14 protein-coding genes and 5 pseudogenes are annotated in these 20,656 nt (G+C 59.5%); 15 read left to right on the top strand and 4 right to left on the bottom strand.

Going from position 1 to position 20,656, the window contains the following annotated elements:
* Positions 1-189: 189 nt before the first annotated feature.
* The 4 genes from aepX (at position 190) to ilvE (ending at position 4,215) form a co-directional block, all read left to right on the top strand.
* A complete protein-coding gene (gene aepX, locus ACOIX3_RS09935) occupies positions 190-1,059 on the top strand; it encodes a phosphoenolpyruvate mutase (protein ID WP_420971701.1) in 870 nt (289 codons plus the stop codon).
* Positions 1,060-1,625: 566 nt separating this feature from the next.
* A complete protein-coding gene (locus ACOIX3_RS09930; protein WP_420971700.1) occupies positions 1,626-2,417 on the top strand; it encodes a phosphocholine cytidylyltransferase family protein in 792 nt (263 codons plus the stop codon).
* 7 nt (positions 2,418-2,424) lie between these two features.
* On the top strand, positions 2,425-3,033 hold the full coding sequence (locus ACOIX3_RS09925) for a CDP-alcohol phosphatidyltransferase family protein (RefSeq protein ID WP_420969566.1): 609 nt from the start codon (positions 2,425-2,427) through the stop codon (positions 3,031-3,033).
* Between the two features lie 267 nt (positions 3,034-3,300).
* Complete coding sequence (gene ilvE, locus ACOIX3_RS09920; RefSeq protein ID WP_420969565.1) at positions 3,301-4,215, top strand: branched-chain-amino-acid transaminase; 915 nt, start codon at positions 3,301-3,303, stop codon at positions 4,213-4,215.
* A 160-nt stretch (positions 4,216-4,375) separates the two neighbouring features.
* Here the strand turns inward: ilvE and ACOIX3_RS09915 are convergent, their stop codons facing one another.
* Positions 4,376-5,296, bottom strand: coding sequence for a branched-chain amino acid transaminase (locus ACOIX3_RS09915; RefSeq protein ID WP_420969564.1), 921 nt, complete (start codon positions 5,294-5,296; stop codon positions 4,376-4,378).
* Positions 5,297-5,703: 407 nt separating this feature from the next.
* Here ACOIX3_RS09915 and ACOIX3_RS09910 point away from each other — a divergent pair, with 407 nt between their 5' ends.
* The 5 genes and pseudogenes from ACOIX3_RS09910 to ACOIX3_RS09890 form a co-directional block, all read left to right on the top strand.
* Complete coding sequence (locus ACOIX3_RS09910) at positions 5,704-6,819, top strand: PLP-dependent aminotransferase family protein (RefSeq protein ID WP_420969563.1); 1,116 nt, start codon at positions 5,704-5,706, stop codon at positions 6,817-6,819.
* Positions 6,820-6,911: 92 nt separating this feature from the next.
* Positions 6,912-7,655 (top strand): phosphonate metabolism transcriptional regulator PhnF, encoded by a 744-nt coding sequence (gene phnF / locus ACOIX3_RS09905; RefSeq protein WP_420969562.1) that lies wholly within the window; start codon positions 6,912-6,914, stop codon positions 7,653-7,655.
* 1,347 nt (positions 7,656-9,002) lie between these two features.
* Positions 9,003-10,596 (top strand): annotated as a pseudogene (locus ACOIX3_RS09900) (AAA family ATPase); the annotation flags it as partial.
* Positions 10,597-10,684: 88 nt separating this feature from the next.
* A protein-coding gene (locus ACOIX3_RS09895; RefSeq protein ID WP_420966712.1) for an IS630 family transposase occupies positions 10,685-11,631 on the top strand; the annotation gives its coding sequence in 2 pieces (ribosomal slippage) (positions 10,685-11,024 and positions 11,024-11,631; 948 coding nt in all).
* Positions 11,632-11,643: 12 nt separating this feature from the next.
* Positions 11,644-12,909: pseudogene (locus ACOIX3_RS09890) on the top strand (AAA family ATPase); the annotation flags it as partial.
* A 95-nt stretch (positions 12,910-13,004) separates the two neighbouring features.
* Here the strand turns inward: ACOIX3_RS09890 and ACOIX3_RS09885 are convergent.
* A complete protein-coding gene (locus ACOIX3_RS09885; protein ID WP_420969561.1) occupies positions 13,005-13,862 on the bottom strand; it encodes a hypothetical protein in 858 nt (285 codons plus the stop codon).
* A 499-nt stretch (positions 13,863-14,361) separates the two neighbouring features.
* On the opposite strand from ACOIX3_RS09885, the gene ACOIX3_RS09880 reads away from it, so the two are divergent.
* Complete coding sequence (locus tag ACOIX3_RS09880; RefSeq protein WP_420969560.1) at positions 14,362-14,544, top strand: hypothetical protein; 183 nt, start codon at positions 14,362-14,364, stop codon at positions 14,542-14,544.
* Between the two features lie 296 nt (positions 14,545-14,840).
* On the opposite strand, the gene ACOIX3_RS09875 is transcribed toward ACOIX3_RS09880, so the two are convergent.
* Positions 14,841-15,200 carry a hypothetical protein gene (locus tag ACOIX3_RS09875; RefSeq protein ID WP_420969559.1) on the bottom strand — a complete coding sequence of 120 codons (360 nt, stop codon included), beginning with the start codon at positions 15,198-15,200 and terminating at the stop codon, positions 14,841-14,843.
* A 347-nt stretch (positions 15,201-15,547) separates the two neighbouring features.
* On the opposite strand from ACOIX3_RS09875, the pseudogene ACOIX3_RS09870 reads away from it, so the two are divergent.
* From ACOIX3_RS09870 to tnpC (ACOIX3_RS09855), 4 genes and pseudogenes are all read left to right on the top strand, one after another.
* Positions 15,548-16,852 (top strand): annotated as a pseudogene (locus ACOIX3_RS09870) (DUF2130 domain-containing protein).
* Between the two features lie 56 nt (positions 16,853-16,908).
* Positions 16,909-17,316 (top strand): IS66-like element accessory protein TnpA, encoded by a 408-nt coding sequence (gene tnpA, locus ACOIX3_RS09865; RefSeq protein ID WP_420969558.1) that lies wholly within the window; start codon positions 16,909-16,911, stop codon positions 17,314-17,316.
* Positions 17,313-17,660, top strand: a complete 348-nt coding sequence (gene tnpB / locus ACOIX3_RS09860) for an IS66 family insertion sequence element accessory protein TnpB (protein WP_420969556.1) — start codon at positions 17,313-17,315, stop codon at positions 17,658-17,660. The genes tnpA and tnpB overlap by 4 nt, the downstream gene beginning before the upstream one ends.
* 45 nt (positions 17,661-17,705) lie before the next feature.
* Positions 17,706-18,560, top strand: a pseudogene (tnpC, locus tag ACOIX3_RS09855) (IS66 family transposase); the annotation flags it as partial.
* Between the two features lie 229 nt (positions 18,561-18,789).
* Here the strand turns inward: tnpC (ACOIX3_RS09855) and ACOIX3_RS09850 are convergent.
* The gene (locus ACOIX3_RS09850) at positions 18,790-19,794 is read right to left on the bottom strand and encodes an IS110 family transposase (RefSeq protein WP_420969452.1); all 1,005 of its coding nucleotides are present in this window, start codon (positions 19,792-19,794) and stop codon (positions 18,790-18,792) included.
* Between the two features lie 60 nt (positions 19,795-19,854).
* On the opposite strand from ACOIX3_RS09850, the pseudogene tnpC (ACOIX3_RS09845) reads away from it, so the two are divergent.
* Positions 19,855-20,655, top strand: a pseudogene (gene tnpC, locus ACOIX3_RS09845) (IS66 family transposase); the annotation flags it as partial.
* Position 20,656: the final 1 nt, after the last annotated feature.

Genomic DNA, 20,656 nt, shown 5'->3' with positions numbered 1-20,656 from the left:
CAGCGGGTCTCCACAGTTTGAGGTCTCGTCAACTACCAACCCGCGCAATTGATCGAGATGACCGACACATGTCACGTTCCATATCGATCGTCGGCCTGGCCAAGCGCATAAGGAATCGGCATGCAAGACCAATCACGACCTGTCCGCGCCAACGGCTTCACTCAATCCGGTGATTCCTCGCTTGTCGAAATGCTGCGCGCTCAGGTCTGCTGCAGCCGCGAACTCTCGTTCCTCATGGAAGCACATGACGGTCTGTCCGCCGCAATCGCCAAGCGCGCAGGTTTCAACGGCCTCTGGGCATCGGGCCTATCGATAGCCTCCTCTCTGGGCTACCGCGACGCCAATGAAGGATCCTGGACTCAACTGGTCGAAGTGGTCGAGCGGATCGTCGGTTCGAGCCAGCTGCCGGTTCTGGTCGACGGGGACGGTGGTTTCGGCAACTTCAACAACGCTCGCCTGCTGGCGCGCAAACTTCGTCAGCGTGGCGCTGCCGGGATCGCGCTCGAGGACAGCTGCTTTCCGAAGATGAACTCGTTCGTTGGTGATCTGCATCCCCTCGCGGACATCGATGAATTCTCTGGCCGCTTGCGTGCCGTGAAGGACACAGTCGCGGGAGACTTCGTTCTTGTGGCCCGGACAGAAGCGCTGATCGGCGGCCACGGAATGGACGAAGCAATTTCGCGCGCTCACGCTTACGCCGACGCTGGAGCCGATGCGATCCTCATTCACTCGCGAAGCAGCGCTGCTGACGAGATCCTTGCGTTTGTGCGCGCCTGGCAGAACAGGCTGCCGGTGGTGATTGTTCCAACGAAGTACTATCGAACGCCGGTCTCTGCCTATCGCAAAGCCCGCATTTCCACGGTGATCTGGGCCAACCACTCCATGAGGGCCGCAGTAGCCGCTATGCGGCAGGCCTGCGGTCGCATCTTCGCTGAGGAAACCACCGCCAGCATCGAGCCCAATATTGCGACGCTCGATGAGCTCTTCGAACTGTTCAGCTACAACGAACTCGCCGATGCGGAAGCGCGGTATCTGCAGTCTGACGACATCCGGCAATAGCCCCATTTCCGCATACGCCCACACACGCCCCAAGGACTGCCTCCATGCAAACATCTGCTCCGCTACAGCATTCCGCTCCACCTCCGGCCGGAGCGGTTGTTGACGTCCTGATACCGGAAATTGCATCAAATGGCACGGAAGTTCTTACCAGGCTGACCTACGCACCGCTGCGGTGCCCTGCCCCGATCCCCGCACCCTGCGGAATAACCAGCTGAAATCGACGAGCGCATTGAACCGGCCGACGGCGACGATCTTTCGTCCGTCTTGAATGCGGGCTCTTCTCTGCAGTCTGCCTGGACATCGCGCCGTAGCCGCAACTGCCTGCAGCATCCTGGATCGATGGAGAGCGCTGATGTTGGCGCAGTTCCGTTTGACTGTTCGTACATTGAGAAAATGGTACTTCAGCAACAAACGATAAACACGTGAACACACGCTGCACGCAAGATTCTGGCGGTGTCAGCCGACGTCCATTTTTTTCGCTGATCGAATGTCCCCCGACACGGGGTATCGAACTCGCGACTCTTTGGAAAGAAGCCGAGAAATCCCTCGACAACAAAGCGATTCAAATGGCTATCAATGCTCCCGAGAACGCCATCATCCTCGCCGCCGGCGTCGGCTCTCGCCTTCGCCCGCTGACGGATCTAAGGCCGAAGCCCCTGGTCGAGGTCAACGGCACGCCGATCCTCCACAATGCCCTACGAAACCTGGAAGCGGTCGGCGTCGAGGAGGTAACGCTCGTCGTCGGTTACCGCAAGGACGCTATTGAGTACGCGTGCGGTCGCCGCTTCGGCACGCTTGCAATCAACTATGTGGAATCGCCGGCCTTTGACCGTACCGGCAGCGCCTATTCGCTGTGGCTTGCGCGCGACGCGCTGCTGTCCGGAGACTGCTTTCTCCTCGAGGGCGACGTGTTCTTCGAGGAGGATGCGCTGCGCTATCTAATGCTCAGCCAGGCGACCGACGTGGCTGCAATCGCTCCTTTCGATGAATTGATGGAAGGGTCGGCAGTTCTGTTGTCGAATAGCGGCTTCATCTCGGAGTTTCGAATGAAGCAGACCGGGGCGAACCTGGTCGCGAATGGACCAGCGCTTTTCAAGACGATGAACCTGTTACGGTTTTCGGCACCGACTCTCAAGGCGACGATCGTTCCAGCGCTGGACGAGATCGTTGGGTCTGGAGTGACCCAGGCCTACACGGAGGAGCTTCTTTCCTATCTTGTTGAACTGCGTGGCCTGCAGCTTGCAACGGCGCGATGCGATGACCTCAGGTGGTACGAAATCGACACTCCTGAAGATCTGCAGGTCGCCGAGCGCATTTTCAGGGAACCGCGAGGCCAAGGCATGCCCCGCAAAAGGTAGAAATCAAATGCTCAAATATCTCTGGGATCCAGCGAACGCCATAACAACCGGCGGCCTTCTCTTTTCGTCCGCCAGCTTATTTCTCGCGCTTTCCGATCATCTTGAGCTGTCGATAGCGGCAGCACTTTGGGCCGTCCTATGCGATCACCTCGACGGGATCGTGGCAGCTCGCACGAAGGATCGCCACCCGGATGTTGCGAAGATGGGAAAGAGCCTCGACGGGTTTGCTGACATTATCTACGGAGCCGTTTTGCCCGCCACAATTGTCATCCAGCTCAGCCGCGCCTCGGTTCTTGCCCTGGTGACCGCAACCGCCCTGCTCGCAGCAGGGGCAATCAGGCTCAGCTACTTTGCGAACTTCGGCAAATCAGCCGATGGGCGCTTCCTGGGGGTGCCGCTATCATATGACGTTCCGGTAATGGCTGCCGCTTTTGTTGTTCGACCGCTCGTTCCGAGTGAGCTGTTCGTAACTCTCACGCCCGGCATTTTTCTCGTACTTGCAGGATTGCACGTCTCATCTATCCGGGTGCCATCGCCGAATACAGCCATGTACGTCGCGATCACCATCTTCGCCATAGTCGCTTCGACCATCCTCGCATTGAGATCTCTCGACTAGACCAATCCGAGCACGAAGCATGGGCATCCGGCTTCCGCCCGCAACAGTGCGCCCGAACCGACAAATAGCGCAATTAAACGACGCCGGTTTTGCATGACCAAGCGGAGCAACACTATGTGCATTCCCGTACGCCCGAGAGCCGGAGCGTAACATGACGAAGCCGCTGATCGCCCGCGACGCACGATCGACGGTGACCAGGTGCTAGCCGACCAGGGCATCGGGCAAGCGAAGTCGCGACAGCGGCTACCACGTTATAGGTGAAGACGGATGTCGACCGCCCAATTTGCATATCTCAACGGCCAAATCGTTCCTTGGAATGACGCGAAGGTGCATGTCTTCGCACCCGTGGCGAAGTATGGCGTAGGTGTTTTCGAAGGAATACGCGGCTATTGGAATGAAGAGGCACAGCAAATGTACCTCTTTCGTCTCGCAGAGCACCTTGATCGGTTTGCGTTCTCGCAAAAGGCGATGCGGTTCGATCAGGGGCCATCCCGAGAAGAGTTAACCGAGGCACTCGTTCGTTTGTGTCGCGCAAATGCGTTTCGTACGACCGTGCATATCCGGATGATGACTTTTATCGACGGGCCAGGCGACATCGGGGCAACGGGACCCGTAGGAACCGCGATCACGGCGCTGCCGCGGCAGTCCGCGCAGCAATCGATCCAAGGCGCCTCTGCTCAGATTAGTTCCTGGATGCGCATGCCAGACAACGTTATGCCCGCGCGCATCAAATGCAACGCAAACTACCATAACGCTCGATTGGCGGTCATGCAGGCCCAGCGGGATGGTTACGATGTCGCTTTCCTCCTCAATTCAAGAGGAAAGCTGGCCGAGGCCCCCGCGACGTGCGTGTTCATCGTCCGCGATGGCCAACTGATCACGCCGAGCGGGACCAACGACATATTAGAATCGATTACACGCCAGACCGTTGTCGAATTAGCCCGCAGATATTTTGAGCTACATACGGCTGAGCGCGATGTCGATCGAACCGAATTGATTCTCGCCGAGGAAGTATTCCATTGCGGGACTGGTGCCGAAATCATGCCGGTGACATCCGTAGACCGTATACCGGTTGGGAACGGTCAACCTGGAATCATAACGCAACGATTGATAGGGATCTACCGGGCGATCGTCACCGGCAAGGATGGTGCGTATGCCTCGTGGCGGACTCCTGTCTTTTGATGGCACGTATTCAGACGACCCTGCTAACGACCCACAAAAATCCTCGCGGGCGTCTTGAACAGTGGCCGTTGTTCAGGGCACGAGGGTATTTGTGCCAGCCTCCTCAGAGTTCGGACACGACCTCCTAGAAATCTCGAACCTGGCGCTCGGTGGTGCCATGCTAAACTTCCACGGGCGTCAGCCAGTTCGGCCAGAGATTTGTGCGCCCGTGGACGAGGTCGAAGTAGGCCGCTTGTAATGCTCTTACCACCGGCCCAGCCTTCCCATCGCCCACTGGAAGTCGATCGATGCCGAGGATTGGCGTCACCTCCGCTCCCGTCCCAACCAGGAAGGCCTCGTCGGCCGCATAAAGCTCGGAGCGGTTCACAACCCGCTCCTCCACCGGCAAGCCGATGCTTTCGCGGGCGAGCCTGAGAATGGTATCGCGGGTGATACTTTCCAGCACGTCCTCGCCGAGCGGCGGCGTCACCACCACGCCGTTGCGGACGATGAAAGGCGTTGAGGTGGGGGCCTCGGCCAAATTACCCCGCTCGTTTAGCAGCAGGGCCTGCTGGTAGCCGTCTGCAATGGCCTGCATGTGAGCCAGTCGCGAGTTGTGGTAGTTGGCGCTGGCCTTGATGCGGGCCGGCATGGCGCGGTCAGGAATCCGCACCCATGAGCTCACCTGGGCCTGGACACCATCGATCACGGCCTTGGGCACGGGCCGGGCCAGCGCTGTGATAGCGGTGCCGATCGGCCCGCTCACCGTCATGTCTCCCTGGCCGTCCAGGTAACTCATGATCCGGATGTGGGTGCTCTCCCGGTACCCGCAGGCCTTGAGCAGGTCTGCGGTCTGCCCCGTCAGCTCCTCAGCCGTGAAGGGAGTGTCGAAGCGTACCGCCTTGTGGCTATAGGCCAAGCGCCGCAGGTGGTCCTCCATCCGGAACAGAAGGAGGCGTCCCTGCTGCTCGCTCCAGTAGGCCCGCACCCCCTCAAAGACTCCGAGGCCGTATTTCGCCGCCGGGCTGAAGACATGCATTGTGGCTTCCGGCCAGGAAACGATCCTTCCGTTCAGCGATGCGTAAGGCGCAGGCAGGCTCATGTTCTCTCCTTAAGGAAGGTTGATCGATCAGCGGAGAAAGTCGGCCTCGACCCGCTGTACTGGTTTACTTGCCGCGGGCAGAAAATCCTCGACTTGACGATCTCGCTGTGGGGCGAGGCTTGCCGCGCGCTCGAGCGCCACTACGTCGACGCTACGGCATGGCGTGGGGTGTCGAAATCGAACTCGTGCTCGCTGAGTGCGATCACGTCCGGGGCCCCGGCGGCAGTTCGCGGGCCTCCAGGGATGGTCCCTCCGACGCCATTCCCCCGTATTTGAGCTGCCCCGCCATGCCTGCCGTTCCTCTGTCTACTCCCAAATTATAGGGGCCTCGAGGAAAAGGTCTAGTGGTATAGATCATTATCCGCTAAGCTGAATGTCAGAATTTTCTTCAAACCCTTGGAGCCCGCATGACCGTCGTCGCCGATCTCGGCCGTAACCTTCCGCCACCCGTTCCAGAGACCAACCAGGCGTTCCGGGCGGCGCTGACCGACCTTCTCGCTGAGACGGACTTCACGGCCCTCACGCGCACCCATCGTTTCATGGGGACGGAAAGGGATCGGATCCAAGGCGGGGAATGGCTCGCACGCCGCTTAGGCAAGGCGCCGGCTCTGGAGCGTGTTGTGCTCACAAATGGCACGCTCAGCGCGATGAACATGATCTATCCCGCGATCATGCGGCCCGGCGAGACTCTGCTCACCGAACCACTCACCTATCCCGCCGTCCCCGCCATCGCCCGGCAGTACGGATTTCGCACCGAATCCGTGGCCTGCGACGCGGACGGTATGATCCCAGCCGCCCTTGACGAGGCGTGCCGCCGGCTGAAACCCAAAGCCTTGTATTGCCTGGCCACCCTGCAGAATCCGACGACCGTTGTCATGCCGTTGGGTCGCCGGCATGAGATCATCGACATCGCTCGGCGCTACAGCCTTGCGATCGTGGAGGACGACATCTACAGCGCCTTGCCGGCGGACGCACCGCCGCCGATGTCCGCGCTCGCGCCGGACATCAGTTGGTATATCTTGGGACTCGGCAAGAGCTTCACGGTGGGCCTGCGATTCGCCTATGTGGCAGCCCCTTCGGGCGCCGAAGCCAAGCGGGCCTTTTGGCCCGGGGTGCGCTCCACCTTCTGGATGGCGGCACCGATCACGGCTGCGGTGGTTTCACATTGGATGGACAGTGGCATGGCTGGTCGGCTGTTCGAGGCAGTCCGCGCGGAGGCCGCCGGCCGTCACGCCATGGCCATCTCCGCACTTGCCGGCCTGGACTTCGCCTCTCCGCCTGGAGCGATCCACGGGTGGCTGAAGCTGCCAACGGGGCGGCGCGAAGCATTCCACGCTCACCTCAAGGCCCGTGGCGTGCTCGCCGGCGACGCGGCCCCCTTTGTTGCCGATGGTGGGCCGGTGCCCGACGCAGCGCGGATCTGCTTTGGATCTCCAGAAACACGTGATGAGCTTGCCACCGGTCTCAGGGCGATCGCCGAGACCGTTGTGGAGGTTGGTGCGCACCCAAGCCCTGTGGGCTGACGCAAATGTCCAGCAAATCACGCCAACGACGGTTGGCGTCAACGTACGATGCCCAGCAAATTCGGCGTAGTTCGGGAGGACCACATCTGCCCATGGCGAAACGGACGATGGAAGGGATCAGCATGTGGCGGCGGATCGTGGACTCCATCGTCGACGACATCAATCGCGGCGCCTTGGCGCCCGGAGGGCGGTTGCCTTCGGCGCCGGCGATCGCAGCGAGATTTGGCGTCAATCGCCTGACGGTGCTGCGCGCTCTGTCGCACCTCGAACACGAGGGCGTGGTCAGCATGGAGCAGGGCCGCGGGACATTCGTTTCCCACGATCCGATCAACTACCATTTCGAGAACCGGAAGTACTTCGAGGAAAACATTCTTGAGAACCGAAAGAAGCCTTCCCGCAGGCTGATTTCGATCGAGCAAGCCGACGCTTCGCCCCCGGTGCGCGCCGCACTCGGGCTCCGTGATGGTGAGCGCGTGGTCGTGGTGACGACATTGAGTGAGGCTGATGGCGTGCCGATCAGCTATGGACCAAGCTACTTCCCCGAAAGGTTACTCCCCACCATCGGTAAAGCTTTCGAAAAGGCGGCGCGTGGCGCCGATGCCATCTTATCCACCTCCGCGGTGCTGAAGAAGCTCGGCGTGACCGACTACCACCGCAAATCCGTCCGCATGCGATCGCGGCCGCCGACGACCATTGAAGTTGAGCGGCTGAAGATCCCAACGACGGAGCACGTGCTGCAGACCGACGTCGTAAATGTCGACGCCGAGGAGCGTCCGATCTCTTTCGGTCAGACCGCCTATGCCGCTAGCCGGGTGGAATTCGTCTTCGGTGGCTGACCGCTGCGCCGGCAGGAGCCGTCTCGGCTGGATATCGTCTCGCACAGAGAGCTGGATTAAGCTGACTGATCCAGCTCTCGACGATGAGCGGAAACGATCAGGGGCGCAAAACTCAAATCCTGATTGTCCAAAGTTCGGTCACAGGCCGACTCTCGTTCGTTCTGAGAAAATACGCCGTGGTTAAGGGGACACCTCTTTGCTGATCAAGCCGTACCTATCTAACAGGTTTGCAACCCTTTGGCGGCAACTCGGATCTGCCAAAGGGTGAAGATAGACCTTTTCGACCAGTGCATTCAAATCGACGGGTACGGCAATGCCATTTTCACCAGTTGCGGGAAAATTGTCTGCAGCTGCCCTCCCCCAGATGACCGCTCTAATTTCCCTCTCCCCAGCGTACTTCCTTTCTTTATGGACGATAGCGTTTAGACTGTTAGGTGAGGTCAATAAGCTCCGTGTCGAAGTCTATGTAATTTACGCCCCCGAGACAGCATTGGTCTGGAAGAAGCTGTTGTAACTTGGCAAAGCTGGCCTGCACGCTGATCGAATCAGAGGTCGGAGCGTAGCGATCCCACATAGCGTCTGACTCGTTCTCGTTCATGTGCCAGCAACTGACAAATGTATTTGTCCTGTGCTGCTGCGCTACGGAAAGCATCATCCAGTAACCTGGGGCAAAGATTCCGCCGAGGTGCGTTCGGGTGCACCAAAGCCGCCATTGCGCATTTGATGCGAAACAAAGTGATCTTCAGCAAGAGCATTGGCTCTTGTGAAGAATCCTTCAGAAGGATCTTCAAATTTGTCGGACCGGCAAAAAAAATAGCGCCTTGTTGTCGAGAGCCCAGACGAACTTATCGAGCCCCATGTAGCGCCAAAGCATCGCGCTCCGATTTAGCGGCCACCGAGACGACGGGTGTTCTTGAGTAGGCAACCGATCCTCCGCCCTCCAAAGGGGGCATCCCCACATCATCGCCTTGTCAGACTGCGGACTGGTATAATCCCCGAAGCTACTATCTATCAATAATTGCCACAGGAAAGCCTTGGGCGTCTACGTGCTGTCGACCTCAGGTCGACCGCAAGCCCAAATGCCGGCCGCTCAGTCTGATCCGTACAAAGGCCTCAGCAGCGCCGTCATGACGCTAGCTTAGCGATCGAATGCTCGTCGACTGTGGAGACGCTGCAGCGACGAGCACGACACATATCTTTCCGACGTTGGGCGAGATCCGCTCGAGTCTTAAAAGAACCGCAAGGACTTCGTTCGCTACGACTTAAGTTGAGCCTCGGCTTGAGGAGCATCGAGGTTGCGTCTCAGTACAACCTGAGGAAGTATGCCGCGCGGCGGGGGATAGAAAAATGGCGCACGAGGTTGGACTTCATCCGGGCACGACGTGGCATAAGTGCGACTTTCAATGTCATACGCCGCGCGATCTCAACTGGGCTGGCTCACCCGGCCTGCCTGGCGGGAATGAAGCTGGTGAGTTGGCGCGCCAGCAGTGGGCTGATAGCTTCATCGACGCAGCCGAGGCCGCAAAACTACGGGCTATCGCTGTCTCGGATCACCACGACATTTGCCTGTCCGCTTATGTTCTGCAGGCGGCGCAGCGTCGTGGTTCGGCCGTGCGCGTGTTTCCCGCGGTCGAGATCACCTGCTCGGACAACGCGCAATGCATTGTGGTCTTCGATCCCGCGATGGGCGTCGACACGCAGAAACTCGCATTGGCTGCGGCAGGAAATATCCTTGCCGCGGCGGCGGCGCAGGCCAAAACCTGCGCGATCGTGCCGGCTCGGGAAACCGTAGCCGGCTTCGTTCAGGCTGTCCAGGGCGAGCAGCATCTGCGCGACGCAAGCGTGATCCTGCCGCACTTCAGCAAGGAGGAAGACCACAAGAGCCTAAATGAAGCCGGCCATCACCCCAGATTCGCAAATTTGCCGATCGACGGCGTCTATATTGAGCGGCCATATAGTTCGCTGGATGCGGCGACCTTGGAAAAGATCCGCGGGAAAATCGCGGACTGGGGCAAGCGGCGCCGAGCGATCCTAGCGACTGGCGACAACCGCAGCGCAGATTGGAGCCGATTGGGCGTCCACGACTGCTGGATCAAGCTTGGCGAGCACTCAATCGAAGCCTTTCGCCAGGCGCTTCTGGCCGACGAGGCGAGAATCGTGTTCGACGCGCCGACATCTCCAACGGAATATCTGGTGGAGTTGCGCGTGAAGAGCAGCCTCACCGGACCTGCGCCCGTGACAATATCCTTCAATGACGGCTTCAACGCAATCATAGGCGGGCGAGGCTCGGGAAAGAGCGCTTTTCTAGAGTATCTTCGCTTTGGCCTCGGGCGGACCGACAAGGACTTCGACAACAAGATCGACCCTGAGTTTGACCGTGAAGCCAAGCTTATCAGCGAGACGTTGGCAGAAGATGGTTATGTGGAGGTGGTGCTTGAGCGCGAAGGCGTGAGGGAGACTTGGCGGCGTGTCTTAGCAAATAGCGAGATTATTACCGTCAGCGCCGCCGGACGGACTATTGAGGTGACGACCAGGACTGCCCGGGAACGCTTTCGAGGAAGAGCTTTCCGGCAGAAAGGCCTGTCGAGCACCATGAATAACCCGGCCACCGCATCTGAACAGATCACAGGCATTGCCGCAGCGGAGGAGGTGGACCGGGAGCGGGACATTAAGAGAGCCATCGAGAACGGCCAACGCAGCGTCGGTACCGCGCTAATCAACCTGGCCGCGCTGTGGCAGTCTCGCGTCGACCTGCGGCAAACGACCGAGAAGGTGGAGGATCTCAGACAGCGCATCACGGCGTTGACCAAACGGCTTGAAGAAGAAGGACTCTCCCCTGAGGCCCTTAAGACAATCGAGGATGGCCCAAAGTACGGTCGAGCGAATGATTACATTCGCACTATCGGCGACCAGGCGAGAGACGCTAAGGTCGAACTAGAGCATTTTCCGACCGGAATGAATCGGGTGGGGATTCCCAAAACGGCGCGAGTCAGATTCAAGCTGCATGCTGGCGAGGGAGGTCAGCATGTATGGCCAGGGCGCTTTCGGTTGATCTTCGCCAAAGGGTGGTAGCCGCGATTGACGGTGGCATGTCCTGTCGACAGGCTGCCGAGCGCTTTGGTGTCAGCGCGGCCAGCGCGATCCGCTGGCGCGGTCGCCTCAAGGAAGTTGGCGACATCGTTCCTAAACGCCAGGGCGGTGACCGCAAATCGCAGCGCATCGAAGCGCATTCGCAATTGATTCTGGAGGCGGTGACCGCGAAGCCGGATATCACGCTCGCCGAGTTGCGAGAACTGTTGAAACGTCGTGGAATATCGACTGGCATCGCGTCGCTCTGGCGTTTTTTCCAGCGCAGAAAGATCACACTTAAAAAAAGACAGCGCACGCCGCCGAGCAACGGCGCGGCGATATAAATGCCGCGCGTGAGGAGTGGTTCGAAGGGCAAATCGATCTTGACCCTGAGCGTCTCGTCTTCATCGACGAAACCAGCGCCAACACCAAAATGGCGCGGCTTCACGGGCGCTCGCCACGCGGCGAGCGATGTCGTGCAGCTATCCCACACGGACATTGGAAGACGACGACATTCACCGCTGGATTGCGCTCCGACGGTCTGATCGCGCCGCTTGTTCTGGACGGCCCAATGGATGGCGACGCTTTCCTGGCCTACGTCGAGCAATTGCTCGCCCCATCGCTGCGGCCGGGCGATACCGTTATCATGGACAACTTGCCCGCTCACAAGGTCCATGGTGTTCGAGAGGCCATCCAGGCGGTCGGAGCAAGCCTGCTCTATCTTCCGCCCTACAGTCCAGACTTCAACCCGATCGAAATGGCCTTCTCTAAACTGAAGGCGCTGTTGCGGGCCGCCGCAGCGCGCACCATGCCTGATCTCTGGCAAGCAATCGCCAACGCTCTCAAACGCTTCTCACCCGAGGAGTGTCAAAACTATCTCGTCGCGGCTGGTTACGACGCAACGTGATCGGAAAATGCTCTAGACCGGCTGGAAAGCGCCACGCTTACGGTCGAGTTATCGACTTATGAGGGTGCGAGCGACTTTGATGAGGCGGCAAGCCTGCGGCAGGCCCTGTCGGACGCCAAGGCCGCGATCAAGGCGTCCTTCGAAGCGGCGAAGACTGCCCTCGACGTTCTGTCAACGAGGCAACGTGAAGCCGCGGACCGCTTTGAGGTTAAGCGAGCTGTCTTCGGTACAACCTACGCAGCGGCCGTTGAGGAGCAGGGCAAGCACAGCAACTTGATAGACGAGGTCGCCCGGTTGAACGGCGAACTGCAGACGGCGGAAGCCGCGCAGACGCGTGCCCGGAGTGCGGAGCTTGCCAAAGCGAATGCCGAGAAGGACTACGAGGACGCGGTCGCGCAATTGGACCGTCTGGTGAGCCAGCGGCGCGACATCCTGAAATCCGCCGCCGACGCCGTCGCCGGCAAGTCAAGCAACATGCTAAAGGCACGCGCTCGCCGGGATCGACTGCCGGCGCAGTACTTGGCCGCGCTGCACAAGCTGTTTGAGGCGTCCCATACCCAATCGGTCGAAGAGAGCTGCACGGAGTGGGTCAGCATGACACTTGCGGCCGACGAGGTAGAAGGCTGGGCCAAGCTGCGGCAGCAGTTTGTCAGGCTTTACGAAGCAAAGATCATGGCCGGGTCACCGCCCGATGCAAGTGATGGTATTCTTAGCTCGCTCCAAGCGATCCTGTTCAATGGCGCCAGGCAACTGACCGAGCGGCAGCGCAAGAGGATCTATCTGAATCTCACGGACACAACGATCGCGGGTATCGTGGCGGCGGTCCCGGCGGATTCGATCATCATGTCATACGTTGACGACGGTAGGGCAATCGACTTCAAGATGGCGTCGCCTGGTCAACAGGCGTCCGCGTTACTCGAACTTCTGCTGAAACAATCGGCTGGAACTCTGATCATCGACCAGCCGGAAGACGACCTGGATAACCGAGTGATCATGCGTATCGTGGAGCTTTTGAGAACCTCGAAGTCTACCCGGCAGCTCATTTTTACGACTCACAATGCCAACATCGTCGTCAATGGTGACGCTGACAAGATCATCGCGTTGAAGTCTCCGGAGCCATCGTCAAACCCGAACAATAACTCACCTCGCGTTCAGCTTGACTGCGACGGAGCCATCGAAACGCCGGCTGTGAGCACCACCATCACTTCGATCATGGAGGGAGGACGTGAAGCCTTCGATCTGCGCAGCCGCAAGTATCGGTTTGATTTGCAAGCATGACGTCACATCCCCAAAGTTCCTCCTTCCTCAAGCTTAAGTCCCATTGACATGATGCCCGATAGCTGCAGGTTAGGCGCTAAATTGGCTTTCTGAACTTATTGCCTCGTCACAAAGATAAGCTGAGCTCCTATCGACCAAGTCTCTGCACCCACCACGAGCGCCACGGCTTCCGCGCGGCTACGGCCACTCGCTTGAAATCTGGCTAGCCGACTCCGACGAAGGGCAGCTCCCCGGCCGTCGTCTGATGGAATCTGATAAGCGGCGCGATCTGGATCTTGGTGACGCCCTTCGGCCGCCCGGCGGATTTCCGCACGTCTTTCAAACCCAGTAAGAACCTCTTCCAGGACCTCACCAAGGGACACCTTCCGGTGTTCAAGGTCAAAGCGGACCTTTTCAGCGACGTCCGCTTCTCGCACAGTCGGAAGCTGCAGAGGACTCGAACAAAGGTATGCACGTTGATCGTCGTAGACGACCTTGTGCTCTCCATCCGGAACGCTGTTGGTGTCCAATACCGAGCGGATTGCCTTTGGCGTCACAATGAGCGACCGCCGCAGAATATTTTTCTGCTCATAGTGGCCGAGATAGACCTCCCAGTCGTGAAACATGGGAGCAACATAAAACACGCGCGCACCGTCGTGCTCGGCCTTTAGCAGTAACTCGAACTGACCGTCAGGCTCTGCTGTATCGACATGATATCTCCAGAACTGCTGAGAAAGCTGAGGTCGCGGCGACGGCCTAAAGCGCCGCATGGCTTGCCCCAGCTTGAACTGGATCATCAACGGCAAGCCCTGGACGTTGAACGCAACATCAAAGCCAACGGAGGCTTCTTGGATCAGGCTGGGCAGGAAGGGTACTGCTGACAAACCCGCCGCTTTCAGCCGGCCTTCGACTTCGCGCGTTACACCATACCCGTAGGAAAATTCAGATAGACGCTCATGAAGTTCGATCGGCATGCCTTAAACCGGCGTGCTTAGCGCCCGACATCGCCGGTAACGTTAGCCCGCCCTCCCCGTTTAGAACCACTTATATAGGCGTCGCATCGTACCTACGGATCGACCGAGATCAAACCAGGGAATTCAGTCGCCGTGCGAGCGGGCGGCCCTTGTCGCGCTTGGCGCAGTTCGCCGCGGCCATCTGGTTAGATCGCGTGTGGCTGGTAGAGTCGCGGAAACCAGCGATCAACGGCACCCGGTGGAAAGCCTAGTCGAACCGGACTTCGCGGTGTCGGCGAGACAGGGTAACCGTTATCAATCAGCTGATTGAGCACAGTACGCGCCTGACGCTTGGCGCAACCGGTGATATCCGACGCATCGCCCCGCTTGAATTCGCCCCGCATGACGGGCCAGTTGCAAAATTGGCCAGGAACCCTTTGAGAGGCGTTTTGCGGCTATTTCCTCCTTGGTCCAGATCTCCATCCGATTCATGAGCTCCGAGGACTCCAGTAGCAGTCCCATGATCGTCGACCTGGTCGACGCGAGTGGCAAGAAAGACCGGCAGAAGTTTGGCGAGGCCGGCTTGAGTGAGATTGCCTCGACCATCGAGATCCCCTCGCCTCAGCTGGTCGGCGGCCGGAAGGCTTGTCTTGTACTCCCCGAAGGCGCGCTCCAATCCGCGCGAAATCGACCACAGCTCTGAGCCGATGCCGAGCTCGCGCGGCAGCGCATGCGAAAACAGGCGCGCGACGCGCGCCGTTGCCGTCGAGGAACGGGTGGATCCAGACCAGGCGATGGTGCGAAGCTGCAACGCCGATGATGCGCTCGTTTTCGAGAGCATCTTCGTAGAGTAAGCCTCGCAGAACCGCAGGAGGAAATCCGGCAACTCATCCGGATCAGGCGGGACGTGCAGGCCTACCTGAACGCGACGCGTCCATAGTCGCCCCGCGTCATCTTCGCACGTTCCTTGGTCAGCGGGTTTCAACCGACCACATCTCTTCAGGAACGCGGCCGTAAAACTCGCGATGCAGCCAGAATAAATTCAGTTGTGAGAACGCTGCCCGGCTCCCTCCCCGGTCGATCATTTCCTGCTTCGATGTCAGCCTTCGCCTCAAGCTGGAGCTTCCGCTGTTCCGGCTCTTTCGCAAAGTCGTTCTTCAACGCACGATCAATGTGGATCAACGTCGTGTTGTGGTTTTCGATGAGATTGGAGTAATAACAGTTCATGGATCGAACGAGGTCGCCGATCGAGCCGCGAAGCGCCGGGCTTAGGCGAGCGGCCAGACCACAGGCTTTTGCAACCAGATTCGTCGCTAGATCAGTCAGATCCTTGTTTTCGACCGGGATAATCGGCTTCATCCGAGTGACTGTTGCCGCTTTCTTTTCGGGCTAATTCACCAACGAAACTAGGCTATTAGGCCATCAATCGGCGGATTCGTTTTGCCGCTTTATTGCCGCTTCCAAAGGCATAAAAACAACACACTGATCACTTTTTGTTCTCCTTCTAACTAAGATGCGGTAGCCGGCACCGGAATGAGCCTCCGTGGTTTCCGGGGAAAACGGCCACGCGACGACGCCTTCGTGTGGATAGCAGCCGCGAGCTGTCTCGCAACCGCGGCCAGATGGTGTTCAATCCGTATTCTATTTAATCGACAGGCGCAAATCATGAGTTTCAAAGCGCGGCTGGCGCTACGCACGAGCCCACCTTGCATTGCCCCAACTGCAATCACGAGATCCACCTGACTGAATCTCTCGCAGCCCCCCTTCTCGCGGAGACCCGTCAGCGCTTTCAAGCGCAACTGGCGGTCAAGGATGCGGAGGTCACTCGGAAGACCGACGCCTTGCGCGCTGAGCGCGAGCAGCTGGCCAAAGACCGTGAGCAGATCGAGGACCAGGTAGCCAAGCGCCTGACGGCGGAGCGGGGCCAACTGGTTGCAACGGAGTCCAGGAAGGCACGCGAGGCCGCAGCGGCAGAACTGCAGGCCAAGGATGCCGAAGCCAGGGAACTTCGTGCGATGTTGGAGGCCAACGATGCCAAACTTGCCGAGGCCCAGCAGGTGCAGGCCGAACTCTTGCGGAAGGAGCGTGCGCTGGAGACCGAGAAGCGTGAACTGGACCTGACTATAGCGCGACAATCAGGATGAGAGAGTCTCACCCTGATCGCCGCCGCGCACCTGACGATCGAGAAACGCGTGCAGGCCTCCATCGGCGAGATTCAGATCAAGGCCAGGCAAGAGGCGGATGAGGCCGCGCGTTTGCGCGTGGCAGAGAAGGATCAGACGATAGAGTCGATGACTCGTACAATCGAGGAGCTGAAGCGCAAGGCAGAGCAAGGCTCCCAGCAGTCTCAGGGCGAAGTTCTTGAGCTTGAGCTTGAAGAATTGCTTCGCGGGCGTTTTCCGACCGACGTGATCGAACCGATCGGCAAAGGAGAACTTGGTGCCGACGTAATGCAGCAGGTGAACGGCACAATCGGTCAGCCCGCCGGCGTCATCCTCTGGGAATCCAAGCGGACCAAGGGCTGGAGCGATGGCTGGCTCACGAAGCTACGCGACGACCAGCGCCGTTGTGGCGCAGACGTAGCGCTCATCATCTCGCAGGCGCTGCCGAAGCACGTAGAGCATTTTGATCTGATCGACGGGGTGTGGGTTGCCCATCCTCGCTGCGCTGTTCCTGTGGCAATTGCGCTCCGCCAGGGATTTATCGACGTCACCAACTCCCGCCTGGTTCAGCAGGGCCAACAAACCAAGATGGAGCAGGTCTACCACTATTTGACCGGGACGAAATTCCGGCAGCGCGTCGACGCCGTCGTCGAAAAGTTCACCGACATGCGCGAGGACCTCGACAAGGAACGTAAGTTCATTAGCCGGCAGTGGGCAAAGCGCGAAACGCAGATCCTGGCCGTCATTGAATCGACGGTCGGCATGGTTGGCGACCTCCAGGCGATCGCCGGCAAGGCTATGCCGGAAATACCGAGCCTTCAGGCGCCGTTGCTGGAGGTTCAGGCGTAAGCGTCCGAGGAGAGACGCCTTGCAGCGGGTTGGCCTGATGGTTGAGAACTGTACGTATGGACAGCCATACGATCAGTGCGCTGAATCGACTTGAAGTGGTTGATACAGGCCGGCGGCGCCGCTGGTCTGAGGAGGAGAAGGCACGGATTGTTTTGGAAAGCATGTCCGAGCCGCGCCTGGTTGCGGCGACGGCGCGGCGCTATGGGCTTTCGCGGTCCCTGCTGGTGACTTGGCGGAGGGCGTTCGCGGCGAATCGGGCCGAGGCCGACGCTGGTTTTGTCAGAGCGGTTGTCGTGGAAGGTGGGCCAGTATCCTCGGCGGCCATTCCATCGAGGAACGCCACAGCGCATCCGCCCGGTCAGCGAATTGAGATCGAATTGACGAGCGGGCGGCGCATCATTGTGGATGCATGCGTCGACGTCGAAGCACTTCGCCGGGTCATCGAGGCTCTGGATCCGCGATGATTCCGGTTCCTACGGGAGTTCGGGTGTGGCTGGCGACGGGCCACACCGACATGCGCAAAGGCTTCGCCTCATTGTCGTTGCAGGTGCAAGAGGTGCTGCGCCGCGATCCGCTGAGTGGTCATTTGTTCTGCTTCCGCGGACGCAGGGGTGATTTATTGAAAGTGATCTGGCATGACGGCCAGGGAGCATGCCTGTTTACGAAGAAACTCGAGAGAGGTCGTCTTGTCTGGCCGTCACTGGCGGACGGCGTGGTGTCGATCTCGCAGGCGCAGATGAGCTATCTGTTGTCCGGCATCGACTGGCGCAATCCCCAAGAGTCCTGGCGTCCGACCAGCGTGGGCTGAGACTTTGTCATTTGAGTTTGGCAGCGAATGTGATTCCATCTGGCTATGGACTCCAGCGCCGACCTGCCGCCCGATCTTGCCGCCGCGCACGCAATGATCCTGGCCGAGCGCACGGCCAGGCTTGCGGCGGAAGCCAGGCTCGCTGAAGCGGCCAATGCCCAGGCGAAGCAATCGAGCACCGAAGCGCTGATTGCCCATCTCAAGCTCGAGATCGAGAAGCTACGACGCACGATATATGGCGCGCGCTCGGAGCGGTCGGCGCGGCTGCTCGATCAGCTGGAGCTTGAGCTTGAGGAACTCGAGGCGGGCGCGACCGAGGATGAGCTCGCTGCCGAGAAGGCGGCCGGGAAGACGCAGACGGTGCGTTCGTTTGAGCGCAAGCGGCCGGTGCGCCAGCCCTTTCCCAATGACATCGAGCGAGAGCGCGTGGTCCTGCCGGCCCCGACGCAGTGTCCCTGCTGCGGATCGGCCCGGCTGTCGAAGCTCGGCGAAAGCGTGACCTCGACGCTTGAGGAGATCCCACGCCGGTTCAAGGTGATCGACACGGTGCGGGAGAAGTTCAGTTGCCGGGACTGCGAGGCGATCACGCAGCCGCCGGCGCCGTTCCATGCCACGCCGCGCGGCTATATCGGACCGCAGCTGCTGGCGACGATCCTGTTCGACAAATTTGGTCAGCATCAGCCGTTAAACCGACAGAGCCAGCGCTTCAAATGCGAAGGGATCGACCTGTCGGTCTCGACGCTGGCGGACCAGGTGGGCGCGGGAGCCTTTGCGGTCCGGCCGATCTTTGAACTGATCGAAGCCTATGTGCTCTCCGCCAATAGGCTTCATGGCGACGATACCAAGATCCCGATCCTGGCGAAGGGCAAGGCGGATACCGGCCGGATTTGGACCTATCTATGGACGGTCCCCGCTTTGCAAGGCCATTCGCTTTGTTCCGGCTAACGATCGTTTGCAGCTATCTATCCGGCTTTATGGCAATGCCACGAGCCTTGATGAGATCCGCGGATCGGCGCCCAATTATGTTGGCGAGCTCTGAAGCTCGATAGGTCCAACGGGCTTAGCCGACCCCGGTCCGACCGGTTGCCATCACTCTGCTTTTGCCCTCGCAAACGGAACCACGCTCGATCTATACTTGCGCGCGGTACTCTTCACCAGTGGCCATGATCGCCCAAGCGATCCGTGCGGTTTTGTGAGCAAGCGCCACCGTCACGACATTGAAGGGACGCCTGCCGAGCAGCTCTGTTATCCAGGTGTTGGTGACCTGATGGATACGGACGCGATGAACGGCCGCTCGGGCGCCATGTATCAGCAACTTACGAATGTAGCCGTCGCCGCGCTTACTGATACCACCCAAACGCTCCTTACCCCCGGTCGAATGCTGCTTCGGTACTAATCCAAGCCAGGCAGCGAAATGCCTTGCCGATGCGAACTGTTGTGGATGGTCGACAGACGCCGCCAGGGCGGTGGCGGCAAATGGGCCGACGCCCGCCACCTTCATGAGACGCCGACACACTTCATTGTCTTTGGCAGTTGCAAGGATCATCTTCTCGTAGCTTTCAATGTGTAGCTCAAGGTCTTCGATCTGATCGACAAGGATTGAAAGGGCGCTACGCGCGCTCTGTGGAATACGCTCGTCAACGTCCACGAGTGCCATGAGCTCTCTCGCGCTTGCTTTTCCCTTCCCGGTCACGATCCCCAACTCGCCCAAATGACCACGCAGAGCATTTATCGCGCCTGTGCGCTGTCGGATGAGCAAATCGCGCGCGCGATGGAGCATTAGAATTCCCTGCTGTTCGACAGTTTTTACAGGGACAAAGCGCATGCCAGGCCGTTGGACGGCTTCCCAGCACGCCTCCGCATCAGCAGCATCATGCTTGTTTGTCTTCACGTAGGCTCGTACGTAGCGGGCCGGCATAAGACGCGCTTTGTGTCCAAGCTTTATTAGTTCACGAGCCCAATGATGAGCACTGCCGCAAGCCTCAAGACCAACGAGACAACTTGGAAGCCGTGAAAAGAAATCCAGAACCTTGCCGCGGGCGAGCTTCTTGCGGATAATTTCTCCATCCGCCGTAATCCAGTGGATTTGAAACCAGCTCTTCGAGATATCAAGCCCGATTGTCGTCATAGCCATAACTTGTCCTCCTTGGGGTGCTCTTTCGCAGCTTATCAGGGCGGGGACCGTCCATCTCATTATGTTCGCGACGATCGGCCATTCGGCGGGCGAGATCCACCGGCGGCGCTGTTCTACGCCTCACGTGATCGGCGCGGCGAGCATCCCGCGCGGCATCTTCAGAACTTCGCCGGCATCCTGCAGGCAGATGCCTATAGCGGGTTCAATGCTCTCTTCGATCCCGGACGCAAGGCGTTGCCGGCCACGCCCGCCTTCTGCTGGGCACATGGCCGGAGGGCGTTCTTCGAGCTTGCCGACATCGCCCAGAACGCCCGCCACGGAAGATCGGCGACGGCGATCTCGCCCATTGCGCTGGAAGCGGTTCGTCGAATTGACCAATTGTTCGAGATCGAGCGCGAGATCTATGGGCAGAGCGCTGAGGAGCGGCTGCGGATCCGCCGGGAGAGAAGCGCGCCACTGCTGACCGACCTTGAGGCTTGGCTACGGGCGGAATCTGCCCGGCTCTCGCGTTCGTCCAACGTGATTAAGCCGATCAACTATCTGCTCAACCGTTGGGACGGCTTTGCCCGCCTTGTCCACGACGGAAGGATCTGCATGACGAACAATGCTGCAGAACGAGCGTTGCGCGGTTTTGCTCTGGGAAGAAAGGCATGGTTGTTCGCCGGTTCTGATCGCGGCGCCGAGCGGGCTGCCGTGATGGCCACGCTCATCATGACGGCGCGTCTCAACGACATCGACCCGAAAGCCTGGCTCGCCGACGTCTTCGCGCGCATCGCCGACATGCCACAGAGCCGCCTGCACGAGTTGTTGCCCTGGAGCTGGACGCCTCCTGCGTCGACACCCTCCACCCAGGCGGCATAGC

The sequence above is a fragment of the Bradyrhizobium sp. B120 genome (assembly GCF_049075665.1).
Lineage (GTDB): Bacteria > Pseudomonadota > Alphaproteobacteria > Rhizobiales > Xanthobacteraceae > Bradyrhizobium.
The sequence above is the reverse complement of the archived record's forward strand: the minus strand, read 5'-3'. Positions and strand labels throughout refer to the sequence as shown.